This window comes from Type-F symbiont of Plautia stali, from assembly GCF_059731105.1.
The window spans coordinates 44,814-70,058 of record NZ_AP035911.1; the positions used below are offsets into that span (position 1 = coordinate 44,814).

A 25,245-nucleotide genomic window follows, 5' to 3' on the forward strand; every position below is an offset into this window, starting at 1 on the left:
CCTTACCCAAAGCTGACAGCCAGTATCATCTGTCCGTGCCGATTCCTGCATACGGGCAATGAGCTATACGGGAAAACGAGGAACTTATGCATCTTGTTATTATCGGTGCCAGGAATACGGGGACCAGCCTGAATCTTGTGGACCAGGCGCTGGCCAGGGGGCTGCACGTAACGGTGATCACTGCTGAACATGATGACCTGACCCATGTTTTCAAAGAAGAAGTGAATGTCGTTACTCTGACTGTTACGGCAGATAATGTCGCTGGCTATATTCAGAATGTCATCTGTAAAGACAGCGAGTATATCCGGGTTACAACAGCACATGATATGTATGCTTCGGTGGCGGCACAGGTTTCGAATCGTCTGGGCATTCCGGGACCGGATGCTGAGGCTGTCTCTCGATGTGTTTCAAAAAAGTACCAAGACGTAATTCTGAACAGCCTGGGCTGCAGGCTGGGTGCATCATGCCAGTACAACCTTGACGATGAGTTATATCAATCCCGGTTTGAACATTTAACCTTTCCCGTTGTTTTAAAGCCGGTTGAAGGGTCGGCGAGTCATGGAATAAGAAAGTGTCACACCCCGGCTGAAGTTTCAGACCACATGCAATGCCTCAGGGAAATGTATAAAGCTCTGCCTGAAATTATACCCTCCGGATATATAATGATAGAGAGCTTTATAAACGGCCCGGAATACTGCGTTGAAATATTCGATGGCAAGTTCGCAGGTATTATGACGAAGAAAAAAAAGGCCGGTGATTTATTTATTGAGCGGGGGTACACCTCTGAAACCGACCTCAGTGTAAAGGCCATCAGGAATATTGCTGCGCTTTGTGAGCACGTCGTAGCCACAATGAATCTCTGCTGGGGACCTGTTCATATTGACTGCATTACTGAATCCGACAATGTTCATATTATTGAAGTTAACCCCCGCATTGCGGGAAGTTTCATTACGGATATTATCCGTGATGCATGGGGTTTCGATATGGTTAACGCGCTACTTAATAAACTGAATGGTTCAGATGTTTTCTTACCAGAGAGAGCAGAACCTTCAGGATTTGCTCAGGTTATTTTTTTCCTAGACTCCGATCCTGAAATACTGAAATTCAAAGAAACCGGCTTTCTGTCTGCCGAAGATGTCAGGCTGTCATTCTCCCCACAGATTTTAACCGGCAGGGAACGACGGTCTTACCTGTACCTGACTGTGCGTTAAATTATTTTCTGGATTCTTCTGGGCGGTAAATGCACAACGCCTGAGACATTTTTTAAAATACGATCACTCCATATGGTGCGACCATTCCCAGGTCTTTGCGTTTGAATTTTATTGCGCCATATATTCAGCATAAGTAAGGAAAACATTGATGAATAATGTTAAGACACACTCGAACATCAGCAAGGTTCATGAAACTTCATCCCCTCACTGGAATACAGCACGTCGCTCCAGAACTAGTCAACTGAGCGTCACGGTAAACGGAGATAACAGCCTGACGGATCAGTATGGACGTGATTTCATCCACTTCTGCACTACGTCCTATCTTGGCCTGGACTACGCGCAGGAAATTCAGCGAGGTGCCATCGAGGCTGTCCAGGAACAGGCAACGCTGCGGATAGCCTGCTCAAGGAACCGCTGCCGTCTCGCTCTGCTGGATAACTATCAGAATGCGCTCAGCGATCATTTCAACGCGCAGGCTCTGGTAACGCTTTCCTGCAGCAGTGCATCAGCAGCAATGTTACCTTTACTGGCATCAGGTGTTTTTAATGGCGGTATAAAACCGTTAATGGTGTTCGACCGGTTCGCGCATTATTCAATGAATCATCTCAAAGCATTATGCGCAGAAGAAACGTCTGTAATGACTATCGGCCATAACGACGTCACCGCTTTAGAGGACATCTGTAAGACTAATCAGCACGTTATTTACGTGGCGGATTCTTTTTACAGCATGGGTGGTATATCGCCCATCAATGAAATCGTGAGCCTTCAGAATAAGTATGGGCTTGGTCTGTTCTACGATGATTCACATGCCATGAGCATTTCTGGCGCCTGCGGTACCGGTTATGCCCGCTCTTTCTTTACTGAACTCCCTGAAAACACGTTTATTGTAGCTTCCCTGGCCAAAGCATTTGGCGCTTCGGGTGGCGTTATACTGTACGGAGATAAAAAGATCACCCCGGTGATTGAGCAGTACGGCGGCCCGGTTAACTGGTCCCAGAGCCTGAATGCGGCCGGTATAGGTGCAGGAATGGCTTCACTGACGATACACCACTCCGAATTGCTGCCCCGGCTGCAAAAAAAGCTCTCAGACAATATTAATCATTTTGATGAACTCTGCGCCGCGAGAGGAGATTTGAGCCCGAGTCCTGTAAGGTTAATCCGGTGTTCAAGTGCAGAGGAATGCATCTGGCTCAGCACAAAGCTGGCAGAGGAGGGCTTCCTTACCTCTCCGGTATTTTTCCCCGTGGTACCAAAATCAAGCCCGGCAATACGGATCACCTTAAGGGCTGATATGAAGAAGGAACAGATCAGCGCCTTTCTGGTAAAGCTGAACTTTTTGATGGCAGAAAGAGAGGTGCTTAATGAAAAGCCCGTTAATTTTTAACGCCTTTGTTCTTAACTCCCTTACCCATCTTAATCCGGGCCAGTGGAAAAATCCGGACAATCAGTGTGCCGGTTTTATGAATCCGGATTACTGGAAAAAGCTGGCCACCACGCTTGAGGATGCTCTGTTCGATGGGGTTTTTTTTGCTGATGTTTTAGGCCTCCATACTCAGAAAGACGATGAGTCAGAATATTGCATGTCCAGGGGCATTCAGTTCCCTCTTCACGATCCTGCACCGGCGGTCGCGCTTATGGCATCCGTGACGCGTAACTTATGTTTCGGCATGACCTCGTCAGTTTTTGCTGACACACCGTATCTGTTTACCAGAAAGATGAGTACGCTGGATCATCTCACTCGGGGCAGAATGGCCTGGAACATCGTCACGTCTTATTTGCCATCGGCCATGCAGGCAATGGGGTTCAGCGCTCCTATGAATCATAAAGAAAGGTATCTTTATGCAGAGGAGTACGTCTCGCTGTGCATGGAAATGTGGGCCGCTGCCCCCCGGTTGAACACCATCCCGGATGACGCTTTCTTTTCACCTGCAAAAAAGCTGAGATTTGAGGGGGATTATATAAAATTCTCCGGATATGGTCTGTCAGCGTACTCACCGCAGGGCTACCCCGTTCTCTACCAGGCCGGAGCATCTGATACAGGACTCGCTTTTGCTGCTAAAAATGCAGAATGCGTTTTCCTGGCCGGTAAGTCGGTAGAAAACACTAACCATCTTATTTCCGGCATAATCCATAAGTTTTCAGAACGCAGAAGAGCGCGCACGTCATACCGTATCATTCCTCAGGTAACTTTTATTACGGCAGAAAATAACAGAGTCGCTCAGCAGAAGTATGAACATATGCTGCATTTTGCAGATAAAAAGGGTGCGGAGATTTTAGCTTCTGCCTGGCTGGGTATTGATCTGACCGACCAGGACCCACTCCGGCCGCTGGCTTCCTTCCAGTCAGAAGCCATTCAGTCATTTGCTGAGCAGTTTACAGTATCAGGTCACAGTAAATGTCCCGAAACTGTCGGCGAGCTGATCCGGCGTGCGGCTGTCGGGGGACTGGGGTGCGTTATGGTGGGCGGTCCTTCAGAACTGGCTGATAAGATTGTTACTTTACAGCAAAACGGCGCGGACGGGTTTAACATGCCTAGCATAGTGAACTCCGGAACTTATGAGGATTTTATAGGCTATTTAATCCCGGAATTGAAGACCAGAGGCGTGTACAAAACTGAATATTCAGAAGGAATGTATCGGGAAAAAATATTCGGTGCATAAAAATACTTCGAATTTTCGCAAATTTAAATTTTAAAACTCAACAACCGGTAGTCATGTTCTGAGCCAAAAGTCTTCCCCTGACAACAGGCTCTAAAAATCGAACAACAAAAATGCCGCTTATGCGGCTTTTCATGTCCTGATCATGTCTCCCTGCATTACCTGACACCGCCATCAGCGAGTCTGGTGATCAAGTCATCGTGACCGCCTACAGCCCGCAGGACTACGCGGCTGCAGCATGGAAAGTGCACATCCGTCTGAAGCTCACCAAAGTCAGGATCCGCGTTCCCGGTCTTGGAAAAGCGTCTGTTCGTCCCGGATCAGTCTTACCGGAAGGTGATGATCTCTGACAGTGATGAATGGGATATGGGGTTTGCGTTCAGGGACGGGGTCTGTGAGCTGCACCTGTACTCCAATGGGATCCCGGAGGAAAATTCGGTTCCGCTCAAAAAGGTGGTCAGAACTGTTCAGCAGTATCGAGAGCCGCCTGTAATCCTGCCACTGCTGACCGTCCCGCTACAAAGCTCCCTCTGGGAGCTTTTTTTACCTGTCAGCAGGTCAGTGATCGGCGAACCACATCCATAATGTGCTGATAGTGATTTGCCTGGCTGGAAGCAAGCCGCAGTCCCTCTGCCCAGCATTCATCCGAGAATTTCAACGCCTCATTGCCGGTCCGCTGCTCCGGTGCACGACTTGCCAGCCAGAGAGCCCCAACGTCCTGACGTGTTCTTTTCATTGCTTTATCCTCACGGAGTTAATGACCCCCTGATCCTGCCGTCACGACATCGTTTTCTCACCATACCTTTTCGTTCAAACCTTCTAATCCCGCTCCGGGGCACAATTTCTGCACCGCCTTACCCGGACATCAGACATGGATCCGCTTCTGCCTTTTTCCGGATCTCCCGTGAAAATGAAACAAAACAGCATAGGTGTTACATATCCATATGCCGGACATCTGCATAGGTGTGGGTTACGCATATACTTACCATCTGCATATGGGCAACCTATACAAAGCAATGTCAGAAGCATATACTCCACCTATGCGGGAATTCTCCCTGGCACACTCAGCATATGAGGAAAAACCATGCGCACAGTCTCTATTTTTAAAAACGGCAATAACCGCGCCATCCGTCTGCCACGTGATCTGGATTTTGAGGGGGTAAGCGAGCTGGAGATCGTCCGGGAAGGGGACAGCATCATCCTGCGTCCCGTCCGGCCGACCTGGGGCTCATTCTTTGAACTCGAAAAAGCCGCTCCGGATTTTATGGCGGAGCGCGAGGACGTTGTCAGCGACGAAGGAAGATTTGACCTGTGAACAAAATATATATGCTCGACACCTGTATCTGCTCATTCATCATGCGCGAGCAGCCGGAAGCCGTACTGCAACGTCTGGAGCAGGCGGTGCTGCGCGGCCACCGGATCGTGGTCTCGGCCGTCACCTACTCCGAGATGCGCTTCGGCGCCACCGGCCCGAAGGCCTCGCCCCGTCACATTGATCTTGTTGAGGCGTTCTGTGCGCGCCTCGATGCCATCCTGCCCTGGGATCGCGCTGCGGTGGACGCCACCACGGACATTAAAGTGGCGCTGCGCCTGGCCGGGACGCCGATTGGGCCGAATGATACAGCGATTGCCGGGCACGCCATCGCGGCCGGTGCCATCATGGTGACGAATAATACACGAGAGTTTGAGCGAGTGCCTGGCCTGCTGCTGGAAGACTGGGTAAATTAGACCGCTTACTGTATGGAAGGAAGTAATAAAAAATGAGTGAACTGAAGATTGATAATCCGGCGCAACGTTTGCTGGATATTCTTGAAGCAGGAAAAACATATTCGCAAGGCACGAACTGTCGCGAAGTATGGGTCTTGCTCCTGCAAGCACAACTAAATAATGAGCAGCATCTTCTTTCCCGTCTGGCCCGGGTCATGGAGTTGCCAGGACGAATAGTGCAGGTCAGAGAGGATCACTTCTCCGCTCTCAGGGGGAAATCCATGTACTGGAAATCTTGTGTTGATAATGCATTTGTTTCACAGTCTCTTAACAATACCTGGCAGTCGTTCATGCAGCATATTGATGCTCGCACACTTTCAGAACTCAGCATGCTGTCCGACCTGTTTGAAACCCGCGGGGCGCACGCGGCTATCCAGTCAGATGAAATTGATGCTTTGCTGGAGAGGTTAACTGAACTGCGTAATGAGATTCGGGAGGCTGATCTGCCTCTCACAATGAAAACCCTGCTGCTGAAACAACTTTCACAAATCCAGGAGGCATTGGAAACATACAGTATTTCTGGCGTTGAGCCGGTAATGGATGCAGTGCAGTCAACCCTTGGCTTGGCCGTTCTGAATCCGGAGTACCGGCAGGAAATCAGTAAGGGGACAGACAGCAGGTTCGGTGAGAAAATTTCCGATCTTCTGAGCGACGTGGCGAATGTTGTCACTGTCGCAGGCGCGCTGCCTGCATTAACCGTTGCTGTAAGCAACGCACTAACCTATATCGGCCAGTGATCCTCAGGCACTTTTCCACAGGTGCCTTAATTTTAGTCGTCACTCATTACCCGCCCAATCAGATTTCCGACATTGCCTTTTTTCGGATCTTAGCCAGAAAAAGAGAAAGTATACATATGCTTTACGGTTGCATATGCGCCCCATATGCATGTGCCTACCACGCAATTGCGTAATGAGATTCGGGCGGCTGACTTGCCTGCCACGATGAAAACCCTGCTGCTGAAACAGCTCTCACAAATCCAGGAGATATTGGAAATATACGTTCTCTCAGGTGTTGAGCCTGTTATGGATGCAGTGTAGTCAATCCTTGGTTTGGCCGTTCTGAATCAGGAGTACCGCACCGAAATCAGAAAGGGAACAAATAGTAGTTTCGCAGAAAAAGTATCCGATCTGCTGAGTGACGTGGCTAATGTTTTCACAGTCGCTGGCACACTGCCTGCATTGACGGCTGATGTAAACACCGCCCTGACCTATATCGGGTTTTAACCCTCAGGCATCTTATCACTGGTGCCTTATTTTCAGACTTTACTAATTATCGGCCTGTTAACTTTCTAAATTAATACTTTCCGGATATTAAGAAATTAACAGTAGAGAAGTAAGCAGGATACAGTGGATAGCAGAAAAGGATTGTCATGATAATTCTTTTAACCCTTAAATGAAGATTCGTGATTAGCAAAAAAATGCATACAAGTGGTGTAATTTACCATCTGCTCGCACAATTTTCCGACCGTATACTGCCTGTCAGCCCAAGAGAGTGAAAGAAGCATTATCACTAATCCTGATAGCACAATCAAAAAAAACAAATATTCATTTAAAAATAATGGCCGCATATTTTAACCACACAACATAACGTCGAGAAAAAAAATGAACGCAAGAGTAGTAAATATGATCGGTGCCACACCAGTTCTTAGTAGGCTTCAATCTCTTAGTAATAGGAAAATCTTTTCCTTCCATGCGCTTCCGATATCCAGTTACGGGGATAGCGACATTATCGGTGACCTGACACCTGATATTTCTGAATGCCCTGAAGCCTCATTTACCGGCGAAATTTTCGACAATTTCTTTTTCCCTACAGGCATTATTTCAGAGTCACAGAAATTGACTGCCAGACTTTATAATGCGGATGCATCATTCTACATAACCGGCGGAACAAGTACGGCTAACCAGATCGCCATTTCAGCTCTCTGCGAGAAGGGTGATATTATTTTGGCTGACCGCAACTGTCACCAGTCAGTTCATTTCCACACACAGTCAAGCGATGCTGAAGTCCATTATCTCTACCCGGATCTTCGAACGGAGGATGGTGAAATTAGCGCCTGGTCTTATGAACATCTTGAACGGACTCTTCTTACGCTGCAGCAGAACGGTAAAGCCTGTGATATGGTTATCCTCACCGCGCAGTCCTATGAAGGGATCATTTATGATATTCCTAGTGTCCTTGAACGACTTCTGGCCGCCGGCATTAGCACCCGACGTTTTTTTATTGATGAGGCATGGGGGAGTCTGAATTATTTCAGCGAAGACACCCGTCCACTGACCACGATGAATATCGCTCCGCTATTTGATAAATATCCTGACTTAGATGTTGTCTGCACACACTCCGCGCATAAATCCCTTTTCTGTCTCCGGCAGGCCTCTATTATCCACTGTCGCGGTACCCGCAGCCTGCCGGACAGAATTGAAACAGCAAAATACCGCATCCATACCACTTCACCGAGCTACCCGATAATAGCCTCACTCGATGCCGCACAGGCGGTAATGGCCGGGCACGGGAGTGAGCTTGCTGCGCATGCACGCGATCTGGTTAGCAACTTTTTTAACGGCCTGTCTTCACTAAAAATTGCTGATATTGAAGTAGTATGTCCACATTTTTTCAGCTCACACAACCACATTCATTATGATCCGACAAAAGTGATGCTTGATGTCTCTTCACTCGGTACAGGTGCAGAGATTAAAAAATACCTCTGTGAAGAAAATATATATGTAAAGCGATTACTGAATAACGTGCTTCTCTTTAATTTTCACATAGGCATCAATGAACAGGCAGTCACTTCGCTGCTTTCAGCACTTAATAAAATAAGTCAAAGTAAAATCTTAAATACGCCTTCCGAAATGGAGGTTTCGGAAAAGTTTATCATCCCTTATCCTCCAGGTGTACCGCTTGTTTTTCCAGGGGAAATCATTGATGACTCTATCAAAAATAAAATAAATGAATGCCGTAAAAATGGCCTCCTAATTATTGCAGCCTAAATTTAATCTTTTCCAAGCGGATATATATCATGATTACGCTCAGCAGAATGACTGAGATTGCTGCCTTACGTGGCAATCAAACCTGTATTACCGATAATAATGGACAGTATACATGGAATGAGATTACTCGACAGACCGAATCCCGCATAGTATTCCTTCGTCGCACTTTCAGTGAGGAGCAACTACGCTCGGTTTGCTATCTGTCTAAAAACAGTGCAGAACTGGTCTGCTGGCTTGCTGCGTTCACAACGCTCGGCATTCCAGCCAATGGGCTGGATTACTCACTTTCTGTGAAAACACTCAACACGCTTCTAGGACGGATAAAACCCGGTTTATTGCTGGTTTCCTTCGATCTCTTTACTTGCGATGAACTCAGCTATCTTAATACAGCTGGCACGAACATGCTGGCCGTTGATGCCCCAACGGATCCAGTTATAGGCAGTATCGGAGAACTTCACCTTCCGGAGCTGAACTGCCTGCTATTAACGCGCACTCCGCCGCCATATCGCGGACTTTCCCTGACATCAGGAACCAGCTCTATACCCAAAATAGCCCTGCGCTACCAGTCATTTGATACACGTCGTTTCGCATGGTTTACCGAAAAGTTTGGCTTTAACAACGCGGACGGGTTCATGCTCATTCTGCCTCTCTACCATGCTGCCGGTAACGGCTGGGCACGAATGTTTATGGGACTAGGGGCCTCCCTTCATCTGGTGGACCAAGATGATGAACAGGCCTTTGTGCGGACGCTTTCGCGCGAGTGCGTGAAAGCCACGGTAATGACACCTAATCTTGTCGCCCGAATGACAGGTCTTGCAGCTCGAATTAACCTCAGCCATCACCTGCGCTGGGTGCTTGTCGGGGGCAGTTATTTTCCTGTCAAAAGCAAACACGCCGCATGTACAGCCTTTGGTAATATTTTCTGTGAGTATTACGGCAGCACAGAAACCGGGGTAAATGTACTTTCAGAGCCGGACGACATGCAAGTCTGTCCTGAGAGTGTTGGCCGCCCCTTTGACGGTAACCGAGTAATGATCCTTGATGAGAACAACGAACCGCGCAAGTCGGATGAGAAAGGAAGAGTAGCCATATCAAGCTATATGCTCATGGATGAGTACAGTGACGGAAGCAGGCCGTTCATTATGATAGGCGATGAACGTTATTTTCTGATGGCCGATTATGGCTATCTAGATGATAGCGGCAGGCTGTTTCTGCTGAACCGTAACGGTGAAATTCACAGTAACCATGATATTTACCTCATTGAAGAAAAAATTCGTTTACTACCCTGCATTAGGGATGTGGCACTAACCACCGTGCAGCTTCAAGGGGTTAACCATGTTAAATGTATTTTTAGCACTGCCCAGAGCAACAAACAAAAATTTATGCGTCTGATTGAAAAAATAAAGGAGCAGGCTTCCTCAATAGGCGTCATTAATTTCTCAGCACATCAGGTAGATAAAATACCCTACAGCCCGAGTGGGAAAGTGCGCTTCAGTGAAATAATGCGTATTCTGGATGCAGCATAACACATTCCCTCAGAATTTCTGATAGCAAAATAAATACTCTTGAATAGTCATTTTTCAATGACCGTGAAATTATCAAGGCCCACTATCTGTCATGACAGTTTGAATATAAAAGGAAGATGTACTTATGAATACTTATATCAAAGGGCTGCTCTGCTGCTTGCTGGCCACTTTGTCATGGGGAGCCATGTTCCCAGTTATGACACATGCCCTGACCCGAATAGATCCATTTAACTTTACCACACTCCGTTATGGTATTGCGGGAATTGCTTTTGCTCTGCTGCTGCTGTTACGTGAAGGACGTCCAGCTTTCCGGCTGAAGAACCAACGCTGGGGCCTAGCCTGGTTATTCGGAACTCTGGGGTTTGCAGGATTCGGTTTTCTTGTGTTCCTTGGTCAGTATCTTGCGGGCCCGAGCGGGGCACTGACCGCATCCATCATGATGGCCACCATGCCTATGCTGGGCCTTCTCACGATTTGGGCGCTCAAAAAAGTCCGCCCGCAGGCCAATACCTTCGGATTCATTCTGTTATCCTTTAGCGGCGTGGTACTTGTAATCACAAACGGTGATATGTCTGCAATCCTGAACTCTCCGGCTAGTCTAACTGCAAACCTTCTTTTGATTGCCGGCGCACTCTGCTGGGTTATTTATACGATCGGTGGTAGTTATTTTCCCGGCTGGAGTCCGCTACGTTACACCACGCTGACCACACTACTGGGTATGACGAGCGTGGCTGCCACAGACCTGGTGCTGATAGGAACTGGTCTGATTACAGTACCGGATGCTGCTACAGTCACGGTAGTAATCCCGCATCTGCTGTACATGGCTCTGATTGCAGGCCTGATGGCGGTACTGTGCTGGAACATTGGTAACCGTATAATCACGCCCACAAATGGTGTGCTCTTTATGGATGTCGTTCCTGTCACGGCCTTTATTGTCTCTGCGCTGAACGGCGTGGTGCCGACGCATGTACAGATTGCCGGTGCCGCACTCACCGCAACCGCACTGGTGCTCAACAACCTCAACCAGCGCAAAATGTTACGGCAGGCCGTACCAGATACTGTGCTGAAAGCCTCTACCGTCCGCCGTTAATATCCCGAGCCCTCGCCCGGCGGGAGGGGGCTACAAAAATCAGACCGTAACCTGCCAGATGTCTTTCACCGAATCAATCAGTGCTGCCACTACGGGAGATGACTCTTTTTCACGATCCCAGACAAAGCAGAGTTGGCTCACCGTTTTCTCACCAGGCCAGATATAAAGCTCTTCGTTATCCTGGTGTACCAGAGCAATATCTTCACGCATTAGAGTTATGCCGGCCTCCATGGCGACTAGTTCGGCCAGCGTTTTTTCCTGATCGGCGACAATTACCGGCTGGACACTCACACCATGTCTTTGTAGAAAATCACGAGCTATTGAACTGAAAGAACATTTTTCCGGTGTAGCAATCCACGGAAATTCCTCAAGTTTGTCCCAACCGCAAACCGCAAGCTGAGCCTTCCAAGAATAGGGGCCAACAATGCATAGAGTAATTGGAGAAATCGCGATCACACCCAGCCGGTTTTCCTGTACATCTCCAATAATAAAACCCGCATCTAGCTCTCCCGCAAGAAGACTATCAATTATATTACCAGAAATATTCTGCCTGATTGTCAAGCTGACGTTCTGATGCCGCCGACGCAGTTGAGAAAGAACCTGCGGTAGATTAAGTATTACAGGAACGGAAATAGTGCCGAGTGCACAGGTTCCGACAGCATTAATCGAACGGGCCCGACTTAAAAATTTACTGGCAGCATCAAGTGCAATGCGGGCCTCGTCCCGCATAATCAGACCGGATGCAGTAAGTTCCATACCGCGTGGGGTACGTTTGAAAAGCCGTACATTAAATTCAGTTTCGAGCGACTTGATATGAGCACTTACCGCCGGCTGGCTCAGAAAAAGTTGACTGGCCGCGCGGGTCAGGCTCGATGTCTCAGCGACGGTAACGAATGTTCTCAACTGGTTTAAGTCCATTAAGCTTCCTGCCTTTTCAAGTTAGATAATGCATCGTCCTTCAGCGATTAGCCCAATCTACATTAACTCTTATTCTCTTACATTTGTATACGTATGGCATAAATATCCTGCGAAGTCCTAGTCCAAGTTTCATCAACATGGGATAAAAGTGCGGATAATTTATGCATCATCGAATGAACTATAGATCCGGTTCTGCCTTTTTTCGGATCTAAGCTGAGACAGAAGGGCCAGAGTGCTATTAAATCAGAGATCACATCACAGCAGAGAATTTTGCTTTAGTCGCCTTAGTGACTTAAAAGCTAAAGTTTAAATAGAATATTTATGATGCTAGGTTAGCAGCAAAACAAAAGCACAGATGGAAGGAATGATGATGCTTAGTCAGCTTAACCTGCGTTTTCATAAAAAACTGATCGAGGCGTTAAAAATGCGCGCCGTTCGCGAAAATACTTCGGTCAATGCCCTAGCCGAACGCTTCCTTGATGATGGTCTGAAAACTGCCACTGCTGGCGACGGCTATTTTCAGCTGATCGCTGATCCGGACGCCACGGCCCGGCAGCTGTACCGGCATATCATTCTTGGTCAGACCTTTGGCACGAACCCAGTATCCCGTGACGAGTTGCGCTTTATTCTGGTTCACGCAAGAGAAGCCTTTCTAAACGGAAAGGACAGGCTGGCTACCCTCCCGGCCCTGGGCACGCTGCTCGACATCACCCGCGAACTGTTGGCCTGCCAGATGGAGCATGGCCATCCGGTGGACAGCCAGTACCTGAAGGGAATCTTCCGGCTGGCCGGGGAAAACTGGACGGCAGAATTTGACGCCTTCCGGTCGGAACTGCGTCCGGTTGTTGACCAGATGTATGCCGAATATCTTCTGCGCCCCCTTGAGAGCGACTGCTTTAAACTGGCGGACGTGCCCGATAGCCAGTTGGCTGAGATTTTCACCCTGCCGCGCATGAAGACGATTTTCCCATTGGTTCTGCGCGGGCTGGACTGGCGCGCGGAAAAAGCCAGAGCGCTAGCGCAGGAACTGCGTCCGATCATCCCGGCCGTGACGGAAACCATTAAGGCCGGCACCCTGCGTATTGATATCCGTATCGAGGGCCAGCAGCCCGGCGAACGTCCGGGGGCCTGGTATAACACGCCGCGCCTGCATCTGCTGCTCACCGGGCAGGATTTTGTGGTGCCGTACGGATGGGAAGCGTTCTCTGAACTGCTCGGCCTGTTCACGCTTTATTTCCGTCATCCGGAAGCCCTTGCGCACGGCCATCAGGGTGAACGGGTAATGTTCTCTCCGCCCGGTCACGTATCAAAAGAGGGATTCTTTGGTGTGGACGGGTTGAGAGTTTTTCTGCCGGCAGAAGCTTTTGAGGGGCTGGTCAGCGAGCTTACCTCGAAATGCGCAGAAGGCACGCTGGCGGAGGCCCTGACCGGACTGCGCTGCCTGCACGGCGATCTCTGAGGAGCCACAAAATGCATAAGGAAAGTCGTAATGACCGCTGGATACGAACAGTCTTCGTGCTGTTTCTCATCGTACTGATCCTGTTGCTCATCTTTAACGGAACGGCGAAAACCAGCGACGTCAGTAACTGGATCATCGCCTTCGCCAACATCGCGATGGCCGCTGCTGCTGTCGGTGCATGGCGCGCTGCCCGGAAATTTTTACCCGAATTTTTTGCGCAGGAAGGTTATCGTCTGGCAATCGCCCTCATCAATGAGAATGTTATTCATCTCGGGATCGACAATGAATTTACTCTGCGCGCTCAGGAAGCCATTGTGGTATGCCAGCAGCTTCATGACGAAGAGCATACAAAAAGTAACCATGACCGTTTTAGGCAAGTAATTAATCAGTTTGTCACCCTGCACGACGATCACAGCACATGGCTCAGAAACAGCCGGTCGCTGTCATTCAGAATGGAAACCTACGGGATTCATGCAGCGGAAAGTAAAAAAACGGCTCTGACAGAGATGATACCGGCTCTGGACAGCATGGTTCGGCAGGGAGAGTACCTGATTTCGCTCCTGAGAGAGGATCTTGGTGAGTATGAGCAAAAGATTAAAACCGGATCAAATTTGTATTTTCCTTTCAGGAGTAAACATCTGACTGAAATACAGAAAATCTTTCAGCATATTAATGTTGAATGGAACCGGATGGTGTCCTTCAGGGATACGTTCTTCTCAGGAGACAAACATGTGAGGACACTATTTGTGGTCAGAAAAAGCTGACAACTTATCTGGCTGATGATCAGTACGGTATGTCATCCGGCCAGTCATTGCTTTCCAGGCGAGGGGAAGTCAACATAGTCGGGCTACTGTCAACTTCCTCAATAATATGCTTTCTCCGGCTTACAGAGTCTGAAGAATAGTCAAACGTGACTCCGCGTATGTGGTGAACACAGACTGTAGCCAGATCAATCTCTAATGCAGGCACTCGCTCATCAAATGGGCGGGGAGCCATTTCATATCGGTTTATTTGCGGTTCCGGTTCCTCCGGCTCTGCTATCTGCGTCACACAGATATCATCTTCCCAGTCATCTTCTGCACTCTGATACCCAAAACTTATACAGCAGTCAGCCAGTGCAGGTAACACCTGATAATTAACCCTCGAAGCTTTATGGAACAGAACAACGTTATAGTGTTCAGAAGCCGATAGTTTAGGATTCTGGACGGAGGGGTAAAGGATGCCATCAAGTGCGAACTGAGAAGAATCGGCAAGATATTCGGCAATAACCTGAGTGGGGATATAGCGAAACTCTTCTTCACCAGGCAGAACAGGTTCTGTCATGAGTCCGGACAATTTTCTCAGAAAAGTAACCTGAGCACGCTTATTAATAAAGTCAGGATCAAAATAACTGCCACGTTCCCAGACACCCTCGAGTGCAGGAAGGTTTAACAATCTGAGAGGGCGGATGATGCGGAATCCTACAGATACAACGTTGCAGCCAGCCGGAGGACGTATCTCCGGGATTGCAGTAGCAACTGAGCTGGCGCCGTAAAACAGAAATGCCTCTGGCGCTCATACGGTTTGCACCGCTGAAATGGTGGGGAGGAGGCCCCAGTTCACGATCAGGGTTAATCAGCATATTCTCGAGTTCAGCATGGTCGCGACACCACTGTGCTCGATAAAGGACAGGTATGGCCCTACCGCCTCCGGCTTTAACAATCACCTCTTTCTCCCTGCCCGTCCGCATACTTTCCAAACCGCTGAAAATGCCGTCCAGCGTTTCTCTGACTGAGTGGTTTATGAACCGGGATTCAGTTTTCAGGCTGGAGCCGAATTTGGCCCACATACCGTCAAGGTAACTAGTATCAACCTTCCGGTGCTCCTCATAATGTGATTCAGAGTCAAACTCGGTTTCTTCACCCATGATTGCTGACTCTTAGTCAGCGTGCCTGTTCTTCAGACACTGTTGAACAGCACCGGCAATTTCTGACCTAGTCTGAAGAAGATTCTCAAGAAGGGTGTGTATTTCTTCGCCATGCCGGTACCAGTCTTGCTCTCCATGTCTAATCATGGCGTATTCCATCGGGTTTCGATCTACTGGCGTCCGTATAAGGTGTTGTCTGATGGCAGTCTCAGTTGCATCACTGATCTCTTCGAGAGTGAAACAAGGATTCTTTTCACCACAGAATGTACAGGCCTCTTTTATACCTTCATTTTCGATCCGGGCACTGAGGAAAGACTCTGCTACGCATAATGCACAAATCCAAGTTTTTTCAGGTTTATAGCTGGACATCACACGCGCCTCCCGCTGGGGTTCAGAAAAATCAATTTTTATTAGAAAAATAGAAGGGCAATCCGGGCCCGTCTCTGCTTTGTTTCGGGTCTCATGCTAAAAAGAAGAATGCGGCATATATCTAACATTTCTGGGATATTCGTCTTTCTCAACTCTCAACTATAGATTTATCAGCCACTTAAATTTCATCCTCTTATGGCTCCGGACTCAGGTTTACTGTGCAGACTGGCTGAAACAGAACGACAAGTGGTGGGGTTTGCTATTTGCGCTATGCACCCTGGAGCATGGTCATCACAGCCACTCTGTTATCTTGCGGACCTTTTTGTTGCGACCGAGGCAAGAGGTGATGGAACCGGCAGTGCACTGATTAAAGCTATTCATGATGAAGCACAGAGAAATGACTGGTCGATAATTTACTGGGTGACAAAACCGCATAATCCGGCGCGTGTGCTTTATGACAGAATAGCTGTCCTGGATGATTTCGTACGATACAGCATCAAAATGTAAAGCAAGAATCAAGAGGATCTGAAAAGCATTGTGCGGGAAAAGGATCCTCTCTTCCCGTATAAACACAGAGGTATATTTAAAGTAAGGGTAATCATCCGTAATTCAGATACTCATCTGAAAACTGACAGCATTGATTCGCGCATTGCGCAGTTTTATCAGGGCGAAAAAATCCCATTTAGGTTTCGCTATAGCTATATTAAGCGCTTTATAAATCGGTAAGGCAGGGTCAGTGAATGGAAGAACACAAATCCTGTCGCCATGAGATATGGCCCATACGTTAAAAGGCTTCAGCCGTATGAGTTTTAGCGACTCGGCGGGTACAGAAATCGAGGGTGCAACCCATGCAAGCATGGCACTTCTGTGGCGTTTAAAGAGATCCACTCTGTTTTTCCCTTCAAGGGCTATATAGAGAGGCAACTCTCCGGGACAAAGATATTGTGGGTCACAGATTCCAGTTTCACATTCCTCAACAGTCTTATCTGACCAATCCATCACCTCATCCGGTCGATTCTCTGCGTAACCTCCAAAATGACCGTGGTTATAATTGCGATATGAGCCTGATACAACAAGCTGAGGGTGAATGAGTCGTTTTTCATATTTTACCCTATCAGCACTTAGATCGTACAAGAAAGGAAGTGCATAATGCATAAAATGAGAGGGATAGGTCGCAGTGGCTTTACGACGCGGCCGCCCATATCTATTCAGCTTTTCCGAGGGTTCATAATACCCCAGTAACCACCTCAGCTTCCTGACGAGAAACGGATGAACACAGGATGTCCGGTTCGAAAGGTCCAGGTCGTCCTTAAACTTTACAAAATTACAGCATGCCTTTACTAAAGGATCATGCCAGTCATGACGCTCGATTTTAAAATTGTTCAAAGCATCTAAACCTGTATTCATTGAGTACACGTGACTTATCTTCTGAGAAGTTATTCTGCCGAATACGGCGGTAACATCCATCAATATTCAGTTTGAGCGTATATCTTCGTTGTAAGTTCAGATGAACAGGAACTAAGACTTATGCGTCTTAACGATGATAACTGTCTCCGGCGTCTTACGTATCAGTCATAGCGCCATTGCCTGGCACGGGCTGATTCTATCAGCATTCCGATAGTCAGAGGGATAGCCTCGCGCGGGTTTTCTGGATAGTAGAGGCTGAAAGTTACCTGGTCAGAATCCATTCCAAATGTATCGAAGACGTTCTGAAGGCATTCCGCAGCGTCCTCCGGGTCCAGCTTCATGTCCAGATTGAGCGACATCTCAGGCGTGAGTGTTTTTTTCCGGAACGTAAGCAGGGAGCGGCCGTTCCACGGCTCGATGAGTGCCATTACGCGTGCCAGGGTATCATCTACCATATCTTATCCTCCCCGCGGGCGATGGCATTGTACAGTCTGACCGAATTAAAACCGATCTCGGCAACGTCTCTGACCAGAATCACCCAGCCCACGACGGGTATCGCCCGTCCGACAAAGGTGCTGAGCTTGTGCGTAAAAAGAATTTGCGCTGTCCGGGGCGGGTATCCCCCTACAATGGTTGGGAGCTTTATGCCGAAGGGAAATTTGGCATTAGGGAAAACCCTGCGCGCTGCCTTTGATGCATAGGACGTCCCCTTAGTGGCATCACGCGGTTTAGCTCGGGTAGTCAGGACATTACGTCCGGACAGGATGGCCACAATTGCGGCGAAGTCATCAACCCCAAGCTGTTCAGCAACTTCTTCACAGAAAATCATGAAAAAGAGTTCAGCAGCGGTGAGATTCGGTCTTCCTGCGTAGAAATAGGTATTATTGAGTTCTTCAGTCGTGTCCATAGCGAGCTCCTGCAGGTTCAGCTTCATTTATCGTCCTGACATTTCTTAAACAATAACTCCCGCGTTCAGGCCTGACAACCTGTCAGGCACAGGATAGACAGAGACGGTAGTTCAGCCATGTTTCCCGACAGTTAAAAGACACCAGTGTCAGATGCAGGGAAATGCAGGCATGTCAGACTCCTCAGCAGCATTCCAGTACCACCAACGGCCGGGCCCATATTCCGCCTCATAGTGAGAGGTTTTTACCTCCCTGCGCTGCAGGTACTCTGGCGAGTTCATGCCGAAAACTTCCATCGGCAGCGCATCAATGCCAGGAACGTCTTTGAGCACGAAATCCGGAAACACATCTTCCTCACCGTCGTAGCGCAGAGGCTTAATGAAGGCGCGTTTTTCCTGCCACAGTTTTTCTTCGACAACCCCCTCATAGCCGGAATCCAGCGGAATAAAGCGTGGGCTGACCGTCATCAGCGCCACATCGATCACGGTACTGCAGCTGGATGGCCATTTACGCCCGTCTGCATACCTGAACGATGTTTCAGGCGGTTCCGTTTGAGCGATAATCACGACTTTCATTCCCCTGCGCCAGTCGCCGAGCTCTCGGCTGAAGCTCCTCTCCAGGCGGTAACGAACGTCTTCAGGCAGAACCAGGTCAGGAAAACCAGAAAACAGCCCCAGCGGCAGCATCGTCTTCAGCCGTGCTTCACCGGCTTCACTCCAGCCAGCCAGCACAGAAACGACAATGAGTCGCCTTTTGTTCTTTTCAGCCGCTCTCAGGTGTTCCCGGTTAGCAATAACCTGCGGCGTATCTTTCATGGCCATGAGCAGCAGGGATTCATCCAGTGGCACGCGACCAATACGGATACGGGCAGCAGTCTGCTGCAGGCGCCAGCTTACCCAGCCAGGGGTGCGTTTCTTTTTATCGAAAGCCGGGTGCCAGACATTGATACCGGACTGCTCCCATAGCAGGTGCAGAAGCCCCAGCAGGCTCATCGAGGGCCGCCGTTTACGTTTCACCGGTTCGTCATCTGGAACGGTTTCAGCCGGTTTTACCTCGGAAGGGGCCTTTTTCTGGAGGCCTGTGGGAAGTCTGACCACAATAGTGCCATCAGCTGCAGCACGGACCGCGTCCCCCGTATAAATATCTGCCTGGCGTTCATCGGACCATACTGAATAAAACCGGCAGTCAGGTTTATGCTCATTGCCTGTGAAGGCGTACGAAGATAGCCAGCAGCGTTCAGTATCACGGGAATAATGAACCTTCAGCCGTCTTCTGACCGGATCGCTTTCAGCCGGCAGACACCTGCAGGTCACCACTGTGGTTTTTTTATTATCCCGGGAATGTTTGAGCCAGCGCTGCCAGGTGGAAGTTTCATTTTGCTGGAAAGCTTCAGAGGCATCGCCTGTAGCATAGAGTAGGATCGGCCACAGGTAGACCTGTCACTGCTGAAAACACATGCAATTTATTTTTCACATCTGCAGTAACACGCATCAATTAGAACTGTTAAAAATACCAGCGCTCTTTTTCATTCATTTTAGTTGACAGTAAAATGCGCTTCAATCCGTTAATTATTTGAGTTAATTTTTTTTATCTTCGACAGGCTAGTATACATGGATATGCCAGCACTCCGGATTATGGGCCAGGGCAGCTGACTTGTATAAAATTTTTCACTAAAAATGAAAATACTTTCGACGCTAACTAATATTAATGCATTTTTTTACATTGGTTTACAATTCTTGATTTTGTCTTTACGTTAGCGCTGTGTATTTTAAGTAAATTGAAAATTTTTATTAACCATAATGTAAACAAACTTCTATGCGATAATTTTCAGGTTGGCAGAATGGCAAACAACATATTTAAAGCATTACCCATGAAAGGTTTTCTTTCACTCCTGCTTCTCGAAGGCGCTTTCTTTTTACTGTGCCTGCCTGTTGGCATTTTATGTGCAAGGCTGAATGTATCTGATAACTCTATATATGGCGTCATCGCGTCATATGTATTTTTATCAATGACGGTAGTACCTTTTATTCACAAGCGATTTATTTTAAAGGAACGAAAATGAGAGAACTGGACGTAAGTGAAATAAGTATGGTATCAGGCGGAAATGCTAATTCGGGCTACGAAGGTGGCTGTTCGTCGCGCGTATCGCACGATGCAGCGCGAGGGGCGGCAAACGGTGCCTATGCAGGTGCGGTCAGAGGCGCTTTTACGGGGTGGGCCGGCGGGCCGGAAGGAGTGGTTGTTGGCGCAGCATTAGGCGGTGTTAAAGGTGCCGCGCAGGGAGCGGCAATTGCAGGGGCGGCATCATATGCAAAGAACTGTCACAATGATAATCACGGCGCGCTGGGCGGTGACTCCAGCCGCAATAGTGTAAACGGACAGTGTCACTGGTAAAAAAAGGGGAGAGGGTATTATTACCTCTCCTTCATCTTTTCTGAACCAGCCATTACATTGACAAAGTAACTGACTCACAGGAATCTGCAGTTTATGCTTTTCAGAAAGGAGGCTCTGGAAACCAGGAGCAGAAACTGGTCGGGAAAAGCAGTACTGCTTTCTGATCTGCCCGGCCGTTATGTAATAGCTTTTACCGCCGCATTCTTCCTGCTTTTCTTTATTCTAATAACTGAGTTTTCTTACACGCGCCGGGTGAATGTTTACGGGGAAATAACATCAGTACCCCGGGCAGTCACGGTTTTCAGTGCACAGCCGGGTTTTATCGAAAAGTGTGTGGTAAAACCAGGTCAGAAAATAAAAAAAGGTCAGCCGCTATGTTCTGTGAATGTCAGCCGTACCACTGCCTCAGGCGCAGTAAACATACGACACCGGGAAAGTATTGAAAAGCGTATTGACACACTTACGCATATTGATGCGGAAATTCGACATAACCGCAGCATTACGCTGGCTATGCTCACAGAAGAAAAAGAGCGTTATGAACTGGCACTGCAGCATTCTGCTCAGGCAGTGATTCATGCTCGTGAAGGACTGGGGCTGATGAAGGAGAATATGGACAATTACCGGCAGTATCAGAAGCAGGGATTGATAAACCGCGACCAGCTTATTAGCCAGACGGCTCTGTATTATCAGCAGCAGAACGATATTCTGGGACTGGATACGCAGAATGAACAGAATGCCTTGCAGGTGCTTACACTGCGAAGCGCTATGCAGACACAGGCATCCGATTTTGATAATCAGCTTTATCAGATCAGCATACAGAAAAGTGCGCTGGAGGGTGAACTTGCTGATGCAGATGCTGGCGGAGACCAGGTGATTATTTCTCCTGTTGATGGCACCGTTGATACGCTGAGCGTTACCCCCGGTCAGTCCGTAGGCTCAGGGGATAGCCTTATTCAGATCATCCCGGCCACCGCACACTACCGTCAGCTGGTATTGTGGGTACCTGATTCTGCTGTACTTTATCTGACCGCTGGACAGCAGGTTAACATTCGCTACGATGCATTCCCCTCCGAAAAATTTGGTCAGTTCCCGGGAAAGATTTTTTCAGTAGCCCATACACCAGCTTCCTGGCAGGAAATGGCAACATATTCCGGCTCTCCGGCACGATCCGTCAACGCGCCGGAAACCTGGTATAAAGTCATTGTTACCCCTAACTCTGATCAGTTTCATTACAAAGACAGCATAATCAGAGCAGAAAACGGTATGAGGGCTTCAGTTACGTTATTTCTTGATGAGCGGAAACTGTATCAGTGGATATTTTCTCCGCTTTATGACGTTCGCGACAGTGCACTGGGCCTGATACATGAGTGAAGAAGTACTGCTTCGTCTGCGCGAACTTCTGCATTTTGACAAGCGCAAAAGGGTCCCCTTACAGCTGCAGACCGAGTCATCAGAATGCGGACTGGCCTGCCTGTCCATGCTATCCGGCTTTTATGGAAGACACACAGACCTTCTGACCCTGAGGCAGCAGGCTGAACTATCATCCCGCGGCAGCAGTCTGGCCTCTCTCATCCAGACTGCGGGTAAAATCGGTATGGCCAGCAGACCCGTGTCTGTAAATATCACCGAACTAAGTGAGATGCGATTGCCCTGTATACTGCACTGGGATTTCAATCATTTCGTGGTACTGGCTGGTATCAAAGGCAAGAATTATATCATCCACGATCCAGCTACAGGTCGTTGTATTGTTACCGTGGATGAACTCTCAAAACATTTTACCGGGATAGGGCTTGAAGTCTGGCCAGATGCAGACTTTAAGCCTCAGGTGCAGCAGTCACGTCTCAAAATCGGTAATCTGCTGTCCGGTATTACCGGCTTCAAAACAGCCATCTCCAAAATATTTTGTCTTTCACTGATCATTGAATTCATCACTCTGTTAATGCCTGTAGGTACTCAGATGGTAATGGATAATGCAGTGCCGGCTTCTGATCGCGGATTACTGATGCTGGTCTGTCTCAGTCTTCTATTAATGATGCTGATTCAGGCAGGGAGTAGTGTCATACGCGGATGGATGATCATGGTCATGAGCACATATACGAACTTACAGTGGAAAGACGGCCTGTTTCGTCATCTTTTAAACCTGCCTTTAGCCTGGTTTGAACGGCGGCATATGGGCGATGTTCAGTCCCGTTTTTCCTCACTGGATTCGCTCCAGTCAGCACTGACGCAGAGTCTTCCGGGGGCAATTATTGATGGAATTATGGCCGCCGGAGCTTTTATCCTGCTACTACTCTATGGCGGTGTGTTAACCTGGATAGTGACAGCATTTACCTTTGCATTCGTATTATTAAGGGTGATCACGTGGCCTCGCTACCGGCAGGCACAGGAAGAACTGCTCATAAAAAATGGCCGTGCTGCTTCATCCTTCACAGAAACGCTCTATGCAACTGCGACCGTTCGTGCCCAAGGGCTTTCAGAACAGCGGCGACAGAGCTGGCTTGCTCTGCTGGCTGATGCGTCTAATTCCAGCATCAGTCTCATGCGCTTTGATGTGCTGGCAGGTATAGCCGGTACGCTTATCGGAGCGTTCGATGGCGTTGTTATTTTATGGATAGGCATTTCTGCCGTCATGGATCACACCATGACGCTTGGGGCATTTGTAGCATTCAGCTCGTTCAGGGGAATGTTTTCAGACAGGGTTCTGTCGCTCACGGCTCTGCTCCTTCAGCTAAGGATGCTGATGCTTCATAGTGAACGAATTGCTGATATTGCCCTGAGTGAGCCGGAAACCCAGAAAACTGAGCAACTCATCTTTTCACCAGGCCAGGGACTCTCTCTAGAGGCAAAAAATCTTTCATTTTCATATGATGCACACTCGCCTGCAGTATTCAGCGATTTTAATCTGACAGTCCTGGCCGGGGAAAGTGTGGCAATAACCGGCCCGTCAGGTATGGGTAAAACCACCCTGATGAAAGTACTTTGCGGTTTAATCGAAGCTAAGGCGGGGACTGTTCTTGTGAACGGAATCGACATTGCTGCCGCAGGGCTCAGCAGTTATCGTCGTGCTGTGGGATGCGTTCTACAGGAGGACCGACTGCTCGCGGGATCACTGCGCCAAAACATCACAGGGTTTTCGCGCGAGGTCGACGAGGAATGGATGACCGAATGCGCACGGCTTAGCCATGTTCACAGTGACATAATGGCTTTCCCTATGGGGTATGAAACTCTGACGGGGGAGCTGGGAGAAGGGTTGTCTGGCGGACAGAAACAGCGGATTTTCATTGCAAGGGCACTTTATCGCCGGCCTGGGATTCTCTTTATGGATGAAGCAACCAGTCATCTTGATGAGAGCAATGAGATGTTAATCAATGTAGCCATATCCAGATTAAATATCACGCGAATCATTATCGCACACCGGCCATCAACAATAGCTTCAGCCGGTCGGGTTATAAAGCTTGGATGAAATTACACGATTGCTCAGAAAAATCAGAAGCGCCTGTTTAGCGTGCACTCTGTTAACAAACTAGAAAAGGGAATAAATTGAAAAGACTATTATCATCTTTGATTTTTTTTATGTACTCATTGTGTGCTCATGGAAGCATGACGTTTATAAAAGGCGATACTACCAATAATTCCGAGGTAAAAGATGCCGGCGTCTATTTTAACGGGGTAATAAATAATCAGACGATAAGCTGGCTGATGTCTGGACTGACTGATATTCATGCTAACTTTCGCAATGTCAGTAATATTGACATTTACCTTAACAGTGATGGCGGGGACATGGATGCCAGTTTTGTTGCCTATGAGTTCATTAGAAACTTTCCTATAAGAATCAATATGATAAACGCATCAATGACCGGCTCTGCGGCAACGATTATTTATTGTGCGTCCGCAGAGCGCTATACAATGCCTATGGCGAACTTTTTACTGCATCCGGCTGCTGCAGGTTATGAAAAAACAGATTACATCAAGCCCGATCAGGCAAAAAGGATTCTGGAAGAAGATGATGCTTATAATAGGATGTTTGAGAAAGTTTATGCATCATGCACAACACTCATGCCAGATGAGCTGAAACAGATCACTGCGGCAGAGTCTGGCCGTAAAATCTATGATGCAGACAACGCAATTAAGCATGGCCTGGTGAATCAGGGCCTGAAGGAAAGCCGTACATATTTAATTACCTACTTCATTACCGACGCGCAGAGTTAAAAATCTTTATGGCTTAAAAAAGCGCTATAGTCGGCCAATCATGATTATGAATGGATTATATAAAAAGCTCATTTATGGCGAAAGATATTATATTTATGGAGTAGTGGTCTAGACAGTGTTTCACCAGAAATAAATCAGCGCATGTTTTTTAAGTTACTGACATAAGCGGCTTGTGGCGCTCTCCTGTGAGGGAGAAGCTAAAGTGATAATGCTGGTATCAATCCTGCTGATATTGCAGAAATTGCACGCCAGTTTACGCATTATCATTGTTTTCAGGCAACTGACCGGGCGTCCGTAAGGACTGAAGGAACTTGAATCAAGGCGGGGGATTACACCCCGACCTTTTTCATTTCTATTCATTGTTCGTTTTATAATTTTATGTCACTCCACAACTTCATTTTATCAGCGGCATTTCTTTTAACCTCGTCGTATAGCGTTTC

At 48.1% G+C, this 25,245-nt stretch carries 24 protein-coding genes; 16 read left to right on the forward strand and 8 right to left on the reverse strand.

Features of this window, described 5'->3' with window-relative positions; genetic code table 11:
- Nucleotides 1–86: 86 nt before the first annotated feature.
- The 3 genes from AC6I7A_RS21655 to AC6I7A_RS21665 all read left to right on the forward strand — a co-directional run bounded on the left by AC6I7A_RS21655 (nucleotide 87) and on the right by AC6I7A_RS21665 (nucleotide 3,871).
- Nucleotides 87–1,211 (forward strand): ATP-grasp domain-containing protein, encoded by a 1,125-nt coding sequence (locus tag AC6I7A_RS21655; RefSeq protein WP_058957567.1) that lies wholly within the window; start codon nucleotides 87–89, stop codon nucleotides 1,209–1,211.
- Between the two features lie 148 nt (nucleotides 1,212–1,359).
- Entirely contained in the window at nucleotides 1,360–2,595 is a 1,236-nt protein-coding gene (locus AC6I7A_RS21660; RefSeq protein ID WP_058957566.1) for an aminotransferase class I/II-fold pyridoxal phosphate-dependent enzyme, read from the forward strand.
- Nucleotides 2,573–3,871, forward strand: a complete 1,299-nt coding sequence (locus tag AC6I7A_RS21665; protein WP_058957565.1) for an NtaA/DmoA family FMN-dependent monooxygenase — start codon at nucleotides 2,573–2,575, stop codon at nucleotides 3,869–3,871. Before AC6I7A_RS21660 ends, AC6I7A_RS21665 begins: the two co-directional genes overlap by 23 nt.
- 547 nt (nucleotides 3,872–4,418) lie before the next feature.
- On the opposite strand, the gene AC6I7A_RS21670 is transcribed toward AC6I7A_RS21665, so the two are convergent.
- A complete protein-coding gene (locus AC6I7A_RS21670) occupies nucleotides 4,419–4,604 on the reverse strand; it encodes a hypothetical protein (protein ID WP_072215493.1) in 186 nt (61 codons plus the stop codon).
- 348 nt (nucleotides 4,605–4,952) lie between these two features.
- Between AC6I7A_RS21670 and vapB the strand changes: the two genes are divergently transcribed.
- The 6 genes from vapB (at nucleotide 4,953) to AC6I7A_RS21700 (ending at nucleotide 11,238) form a co-directional block, all read left to right on the forward strand.
- Nucleotides 4,953–5,183, forward strand: a complete 231-nt coding sequence (gene vapB / locus AC6I7A_RS21675) for a type II toxin-antitoxin system VapB family antitoxin (RefSeq protein WP_498005065.1) — start codon at nucleotides 4,953–4,955, stop codon at nucleotides 5,181–5,183.
- Complete coding sequence (locus tag AC6I7A_RS21680; RefSeq protein ID WP_058957563.1) at nucleotides 5,180–5,596, forward strand: type II toxin-antitoxin system VapC family toxin; 417 nt, start codon at nucleotides 5,180–5,182, stop codon at nucleotides 5,594–5,596. Before vapB ends, AC6I7A_RS21680 begins: the two co-directional genes overlap by 4 nt.
- A gap of 32 nt (nucleotides 5,597–5,628) precedes the next feature.
- Entirely contained in the window at nucleotides 5,629–6,372 is a 744-nt protein-coding gene (locus AC6I7A_RS21685; protein WP_058957562.1) for a hypothetical protein, read from the forward strand.
- 864 nt (nucleotides 6,373–7,236) lie between these two features.
- Nucleotides 7,237–8,622 (forward strand): aminotransferase class I/II-fold pyridoxal phosphate-dependent enzyme, encoded by a 1,386-nt coding sequence (locus tag AC6I7A_RS21690; RefSeq protein WP_498005068.1) that lies wholly within the window; start codon nucleotides 7,237–7,239, stop codon nucleotides 8,620–8,622.
- Nucleotides 8,623–8,651: 29 nt separating this feature from the next.
- On the forward strand, nucleotides 8,652–10,148 hold the full coding sequence (locus AC6I7A_RS21695) for a class I adenylate-forming enzyme family protein (RefSeq protein ID WP_498005070.1): 1,497 nt from the start codon (nucleotides 8,652–8,654) through the stop codon (nucleotides 10,146–10,148).
- A gap of 124 nt (nucleotides 10,149–10,272) precedes the next feature.
- Complete coding sequence (locus AC6I7A_RS21700; RefSeq protein ID WP_058957561.1) at nucleotides 10,273–11,238, forward strand: DMT family transporter; 966 nt, start codon at nucleotides 10,273–10,275, stop codon at nucleotides 11,236–11,238.
- A 39-nt stretch (nucleotides 11,239–11,277) separates the two neighbouring features.
- Here AC6I7A_RS21700 and AC6I7A_RS21705 read toward each other — a convergent pair whose 3' ends face one another.
- Nucleotides 11,278–12,156 carry a LysR family transcriptional regulator gene (locus AC6I7A_RS21705; protein ID WP_058957560.1) on the reverse strand — a complete coding sequence of 293 codons (879 nt, stop codon included), beginning with the start codon at nucleotides 12,154–12,156 and terminating at the stop codon, nucleotides 11,278–11,280.
- A gap of 370 nt (nucleotides 12,157–12,526) precedes the next feature.
- Here AC6I7A_RS21705 and AC6I7A_RS21710 point away from each other — a divergent pair, with 370 nt between their 5' ends.
- Nucleotides 12,527–13,615 (forward strand): hypothetical protein, encoded by a 1,089-nt coding sequence (locus AC6I7A_RS21710; RefSeq protein WP_058957559.1) that lies wholly within the window; start codon nucleotides 12,527–12,529, stop codon nucleotides 13,613–13,615.
- Between the two features lie 11 nt (nucleotides 13,616–13,626).
- A complete protein-coding gene (locus tag AC6I7A_RS21715; RefSeq protein ID WP_058957558.1) occupies nucleotides 13,627–14,379 on the forward strand; it encodes a hypothetical protein in 753 nt (250 codons plus the stop codon).
- A gap of 19 nt (nucleotides 14,380–14,398) precedes the next feature.
- On the opposite strand, the gene AC6I7A_RS21720 is transcribed toward AC6I7A_RS21715, so the two are convergent.
- Entirely contained in the window at nucleotides 14,399–15,154 is a 756-nt protein-coding gene (locus tag AC6I7A_RS21720; protein WP_498005084.1) for an RES family NAD+ phosphorylase, read from the reverse strand.
- 379 nt (nucleotides 15,155–15,533) lie between these two features.
- Nucleotides 15,534–15,890 (reverse strand): hypothetical protein, encoded by a 357-nt coding sequence (locus tag AC6I7A_RS21725; protein ID WP_230200858.1) that lies wholly within the window; start codon nucleotides 15,888–15,890, stop codon nucleotides 15,534–15,536.
- A gap of 195 nt (nucleotides 15,891–16,085) precedes the next feature.
- Here AC6I7A_RS21725 and AC6I7A_RS21730 point away from each other — a divergent pair, with 195 nt between their 5' ends.
- Nucleotides 16,086–16,397 (forward strand): GNAT family N-acetyltransferase, encoded by a 312-nt coding sequence (locus AC6I7A_RS21730; RefSeq protein WP_072215492.1) that lies wholly within the window; start codon nucleotides 16,086–16,088, stop codon nucleotides 16,395–16,397.
- Nucleotides 16,398–16,499: 102 nt separating this feature from the next.
- Here the strand turns inward: AC6I7A_RS21730 and AC6I7A_RS21735 are convergent, their stop codons facing one another.
- The 4 genes from AC6I7A_RS21735 to AC6I7A_RS21750 form a co-directional block, all read right to left on the reverse strand.
- A complete protein-coding gene (locus tag AC6I7A_RS21735) occupies nucleotides 16,500–17,297 on the reverse strand; it encodes a hypothetical protein (protein ID WP_058957580.1) in 798 nt (265 codons plus the stop codon).
- Between the two features lie 161 nt (nucleotides 17,298–17,458).
- Nucleotides 17,459–17,752 carry a DUF1493 family protein gene (locus AC6I7A_RS21740; RefSeq protein ID WP_058957557.1) on the reverse strand — a complete coding sequence of 98 codons (294 nt, stop codon included), beginning with the start codon at nucleotides 17,750–17,752 and terminating at the stop codon, nucleotides 17,459–17,461.
- The gene (locus AC6I7A_RS21745; protein WP_058957579.1) at nucleotides 17,746–18,204 is read right to left on the reverse strand and encodes an STM2901 family protein; all 459 of its coding nucleotides are present in this window, start codon (nucleotides 18,202–18,204) and stop codon (nucleotides 17,746–17,748) included. Before AC6I7A_RS21745 ends, AC6I7A_RS21740 begins: the two co-directional genes overlap by 7 nt.
- A 147-nt stretch (nucleotides 18,205–18,351) precedes the next feature.
- On the reverse strand, nucleotides 18,352–19,632 hold the full coding sequence (locus tag AC6I7A_RS21750) for a DUF1173 family protein (protein WP_058957556.1): 1,281 nt from the start codon (nucleotides 19,630–19,632) through the stop codon (nucleotides 18,352–18,354).
- A gap of 410 nt (nucleotides 19,633–20,042) precedes the next feature.
- Here AC6I7A_RS21750 and AC6I7A_RS21755 point away from each other — a divergent pair, with 410 nt between their 5' ends.
- The 4 genes from AC6I7A_RS21755 (at nucleotide 20,043) to AC6I7A_RS21770 (ending at nucleotide 24,805) form a co-directional block, all read left to right on the forward strand.
- Nucleotides 20,043–20,264, forward strand: coding sequence for a hypothetical protein (locus AC6I7A_RS21755; protein WP_153009200.1), 222 nt, complete (start codon nucleotides 20,043–20,045; stop codon nucleotides 20,262–20,264).
- A gap of 425 nt (nucleotides 20,265–20,689) precedes the next feature.
- On the forward strand, nucleotides 20,690–21,967 hold the full coding sequence (locus tag AC6I7A_RS21760) for an HlyD family secretion protein (RefSeq protein WP_064484510.1): 1,278 nt from the start codon (nucleotides 20,690–20,692) through the stop codon (nucleotides 21,965–21,967).
- Entirely contained in the window at nucleotides 21,960–24,059 is a 2,100-nt protein-coding gene (locus tag AC6I7A_RS21765; RefSeq protein ID WP_058957554.1) for a peptidase domain-containing ABC transporter, read from the forward strand. The genes AC6I7A_RS21760 and AC6I7A_RS21765 overlap by 8 nt, the downstream gene beginning before the upstream one ends.
- Nucleotides 24,060–24,196: 137 nt before the next feature.
- Nucleotides 24,197–24,805 (forward strand): ATP-dependent Clp protease proteolytic subunit, encoded by a 609-nt coding sequence (locus tag AC6I7A_RS21770; RefSeq protein WP_058957553.1) that lies wholly within the window; start codon nucleotides 24,197–24,199, stop codon nucleotides 24,803–24,805.
- The last annotated feature ends 440 nt before the right edge of the window (nucleotides 24,806–25,245 follow it).

What these genes read in the sequence shown, in the direction of transcription:
- AC6I7A_RS21770 (WP_058957553.1), top strand. Translation starts at nt 24,197, where the DNA reads ATGACGTTTATAAAAGGCGATACTACCAATAATTCCGAGGTAAAAGAT.
- AC6I7A_RS21665 (WP_058957565.1), top strand. Translation starts at nt 2,573, where the DNA reads ATGAAAAGCCCGTTAATTTTTAACGCCTTTGTTCTTAACTCCCTTACC.
- AC6I7A_RS21765 (WP_058957554.1), top strand. Translation starts at nt 21,960, where the DNA reads ATGAGTGAAGAAGTACTGCTTCGTCTGCGCGAACTTCTGCATTTTGAC.
- AC6I7A_RS21705 (WP_058957560.1), bottom strand. Translation starts at nt 12,156, where the DNA reads ATGGACTTAAACCAGTTGAGAACATTCGTTACCGTCGCTGAGACATCG.
- AC6I7A_RS21760 (WP_064484510.1), top strand. Translation starts at nt 20,690, where the DNA reads ATGCTTTTCAGAAAGGAGGCTCTGGAAACCAGGAGCAGAAACTGGTCG.
- vapB (WP_498005065.1), top strand. Translation starts at nt 4,953, where the DNA reads ATGCGCACAGTCTCTATTTTTAAAAACGGCAATAACCGCGCCATCCGT.
- AC6I7A_RS21745 (WP_058957579.1), bottom strand. Translation starts at nt 18,204, where the DNA reads ATGGACACGACTGAAGAACTCAATAATACCTATTTCTACGCAGGAAGA.
- AC6I7A_RS21695 (WP_498005070.1), top strand. Translation starts at nt 8,652, where the DNA reads ATGATTACGCTCAGCAGAATGACTGAGATTGCTGCCTTACGTGGCAAT.
- AC6I7A_RS21715 (WP_058957558.1), top strand. Translation starts at nt 13,627, where the DNA reads ATGCATAAGGAAAGTCGTAATGACCGCTGGATACGAACAGTCTTCGTG.
- AC6I7A_RS21660 (WP_058957566.1), top strand. Translation starts at nt 1,360, where the DNA reads ATGAATAATGTTAAGACACACTCGAACATCAGCAAGGTTCATGAAACT.
- AC6I7A_RS21740 (WP_058957557.1), bottom strand. Translation starts at nt 17,752, where the DNA reads ATGGTAGATGATACCCTGGCACGCGTAATGGCACTCATCGAGCCGTGG.
- AC6I7A_RS21670 (WP_072215493.1), bottom strand. Translation starts at nt 4,604, where the DNA reads ATGAAAAGAACACGTCAGGACGTTGGGGCTCTCTGGCTGGCAAGTCGT.
- AC6I7A_RS21755 (WP_153009200.1), top strand. Translation starts at nt 20,043, where the DNA reads ATGGCAAACAACATATTTAAAGCATTACCCATGAAAGGTTTTCTTTCA.
- AC6I7A_RS21730 (WP_072215492.1), top strand. Translation starts at nt 16,086, where the DNA reads ATGGCTCCGGACTCAGGTTTACTGTGCAGACTGGCTGAAACAGAACGA.
- AC6I7A_RS21685 (WP_058957562.1), top strand. Translation starts at nt 5,629, where the DNA reads ATGAGTGAACTGAAGATTGATAATCCGGCGCAACGTTTGCTGGATATT.
- AC6I7A_RS21655 (WP_058957567.1), top strand. Translation starts at nt 87, where the DNA reads ATGCATCTTGTTATTATCGGTGCCAGGAATACGGGGACCAGCCTGAAT.
- AC6I7A_RS21710 (WP_058957559.1), top strand. Translation starts at nt 12,527, where the DNA reads ATGCTTAGTCAGCTTAACCTGCGTTTTCATAAAAAACTGATCGAGGCG.
- AC6I7A_RS21700 (WP_058957561.1), top strand. Translation starts at nt 10,273, where the DNA reads ATGAATACTTATATCAAAGGGCTGCTCTGCTGCTTGCTGGCCACTTTG.
- AC6I7A_RS21690 (WP_498005068.1), top strand. Translation starts at nt 7,237, where the DNA reads ATGAACGCAAGAGTAGTAAATATGATCGGTGCCACACCAGTTCTTAGT.
- AC6I7A_RS21735 (WP_058957580.1), bottom strand. Translation starts at nt 17,297, where the DNA reads ATGAATACAGGTTTAGATGCTTTGAACAATTTTAAAATCGAGCGTCAT.
- AC6I7A_RS21725 (WP_230200858.1), bottom strand. Translation starts at nt 15,890, where the DNA reads ATGTCCAGCTATAAACCTGAAAAAACTTGGATTTGTGCATTATGCGTA.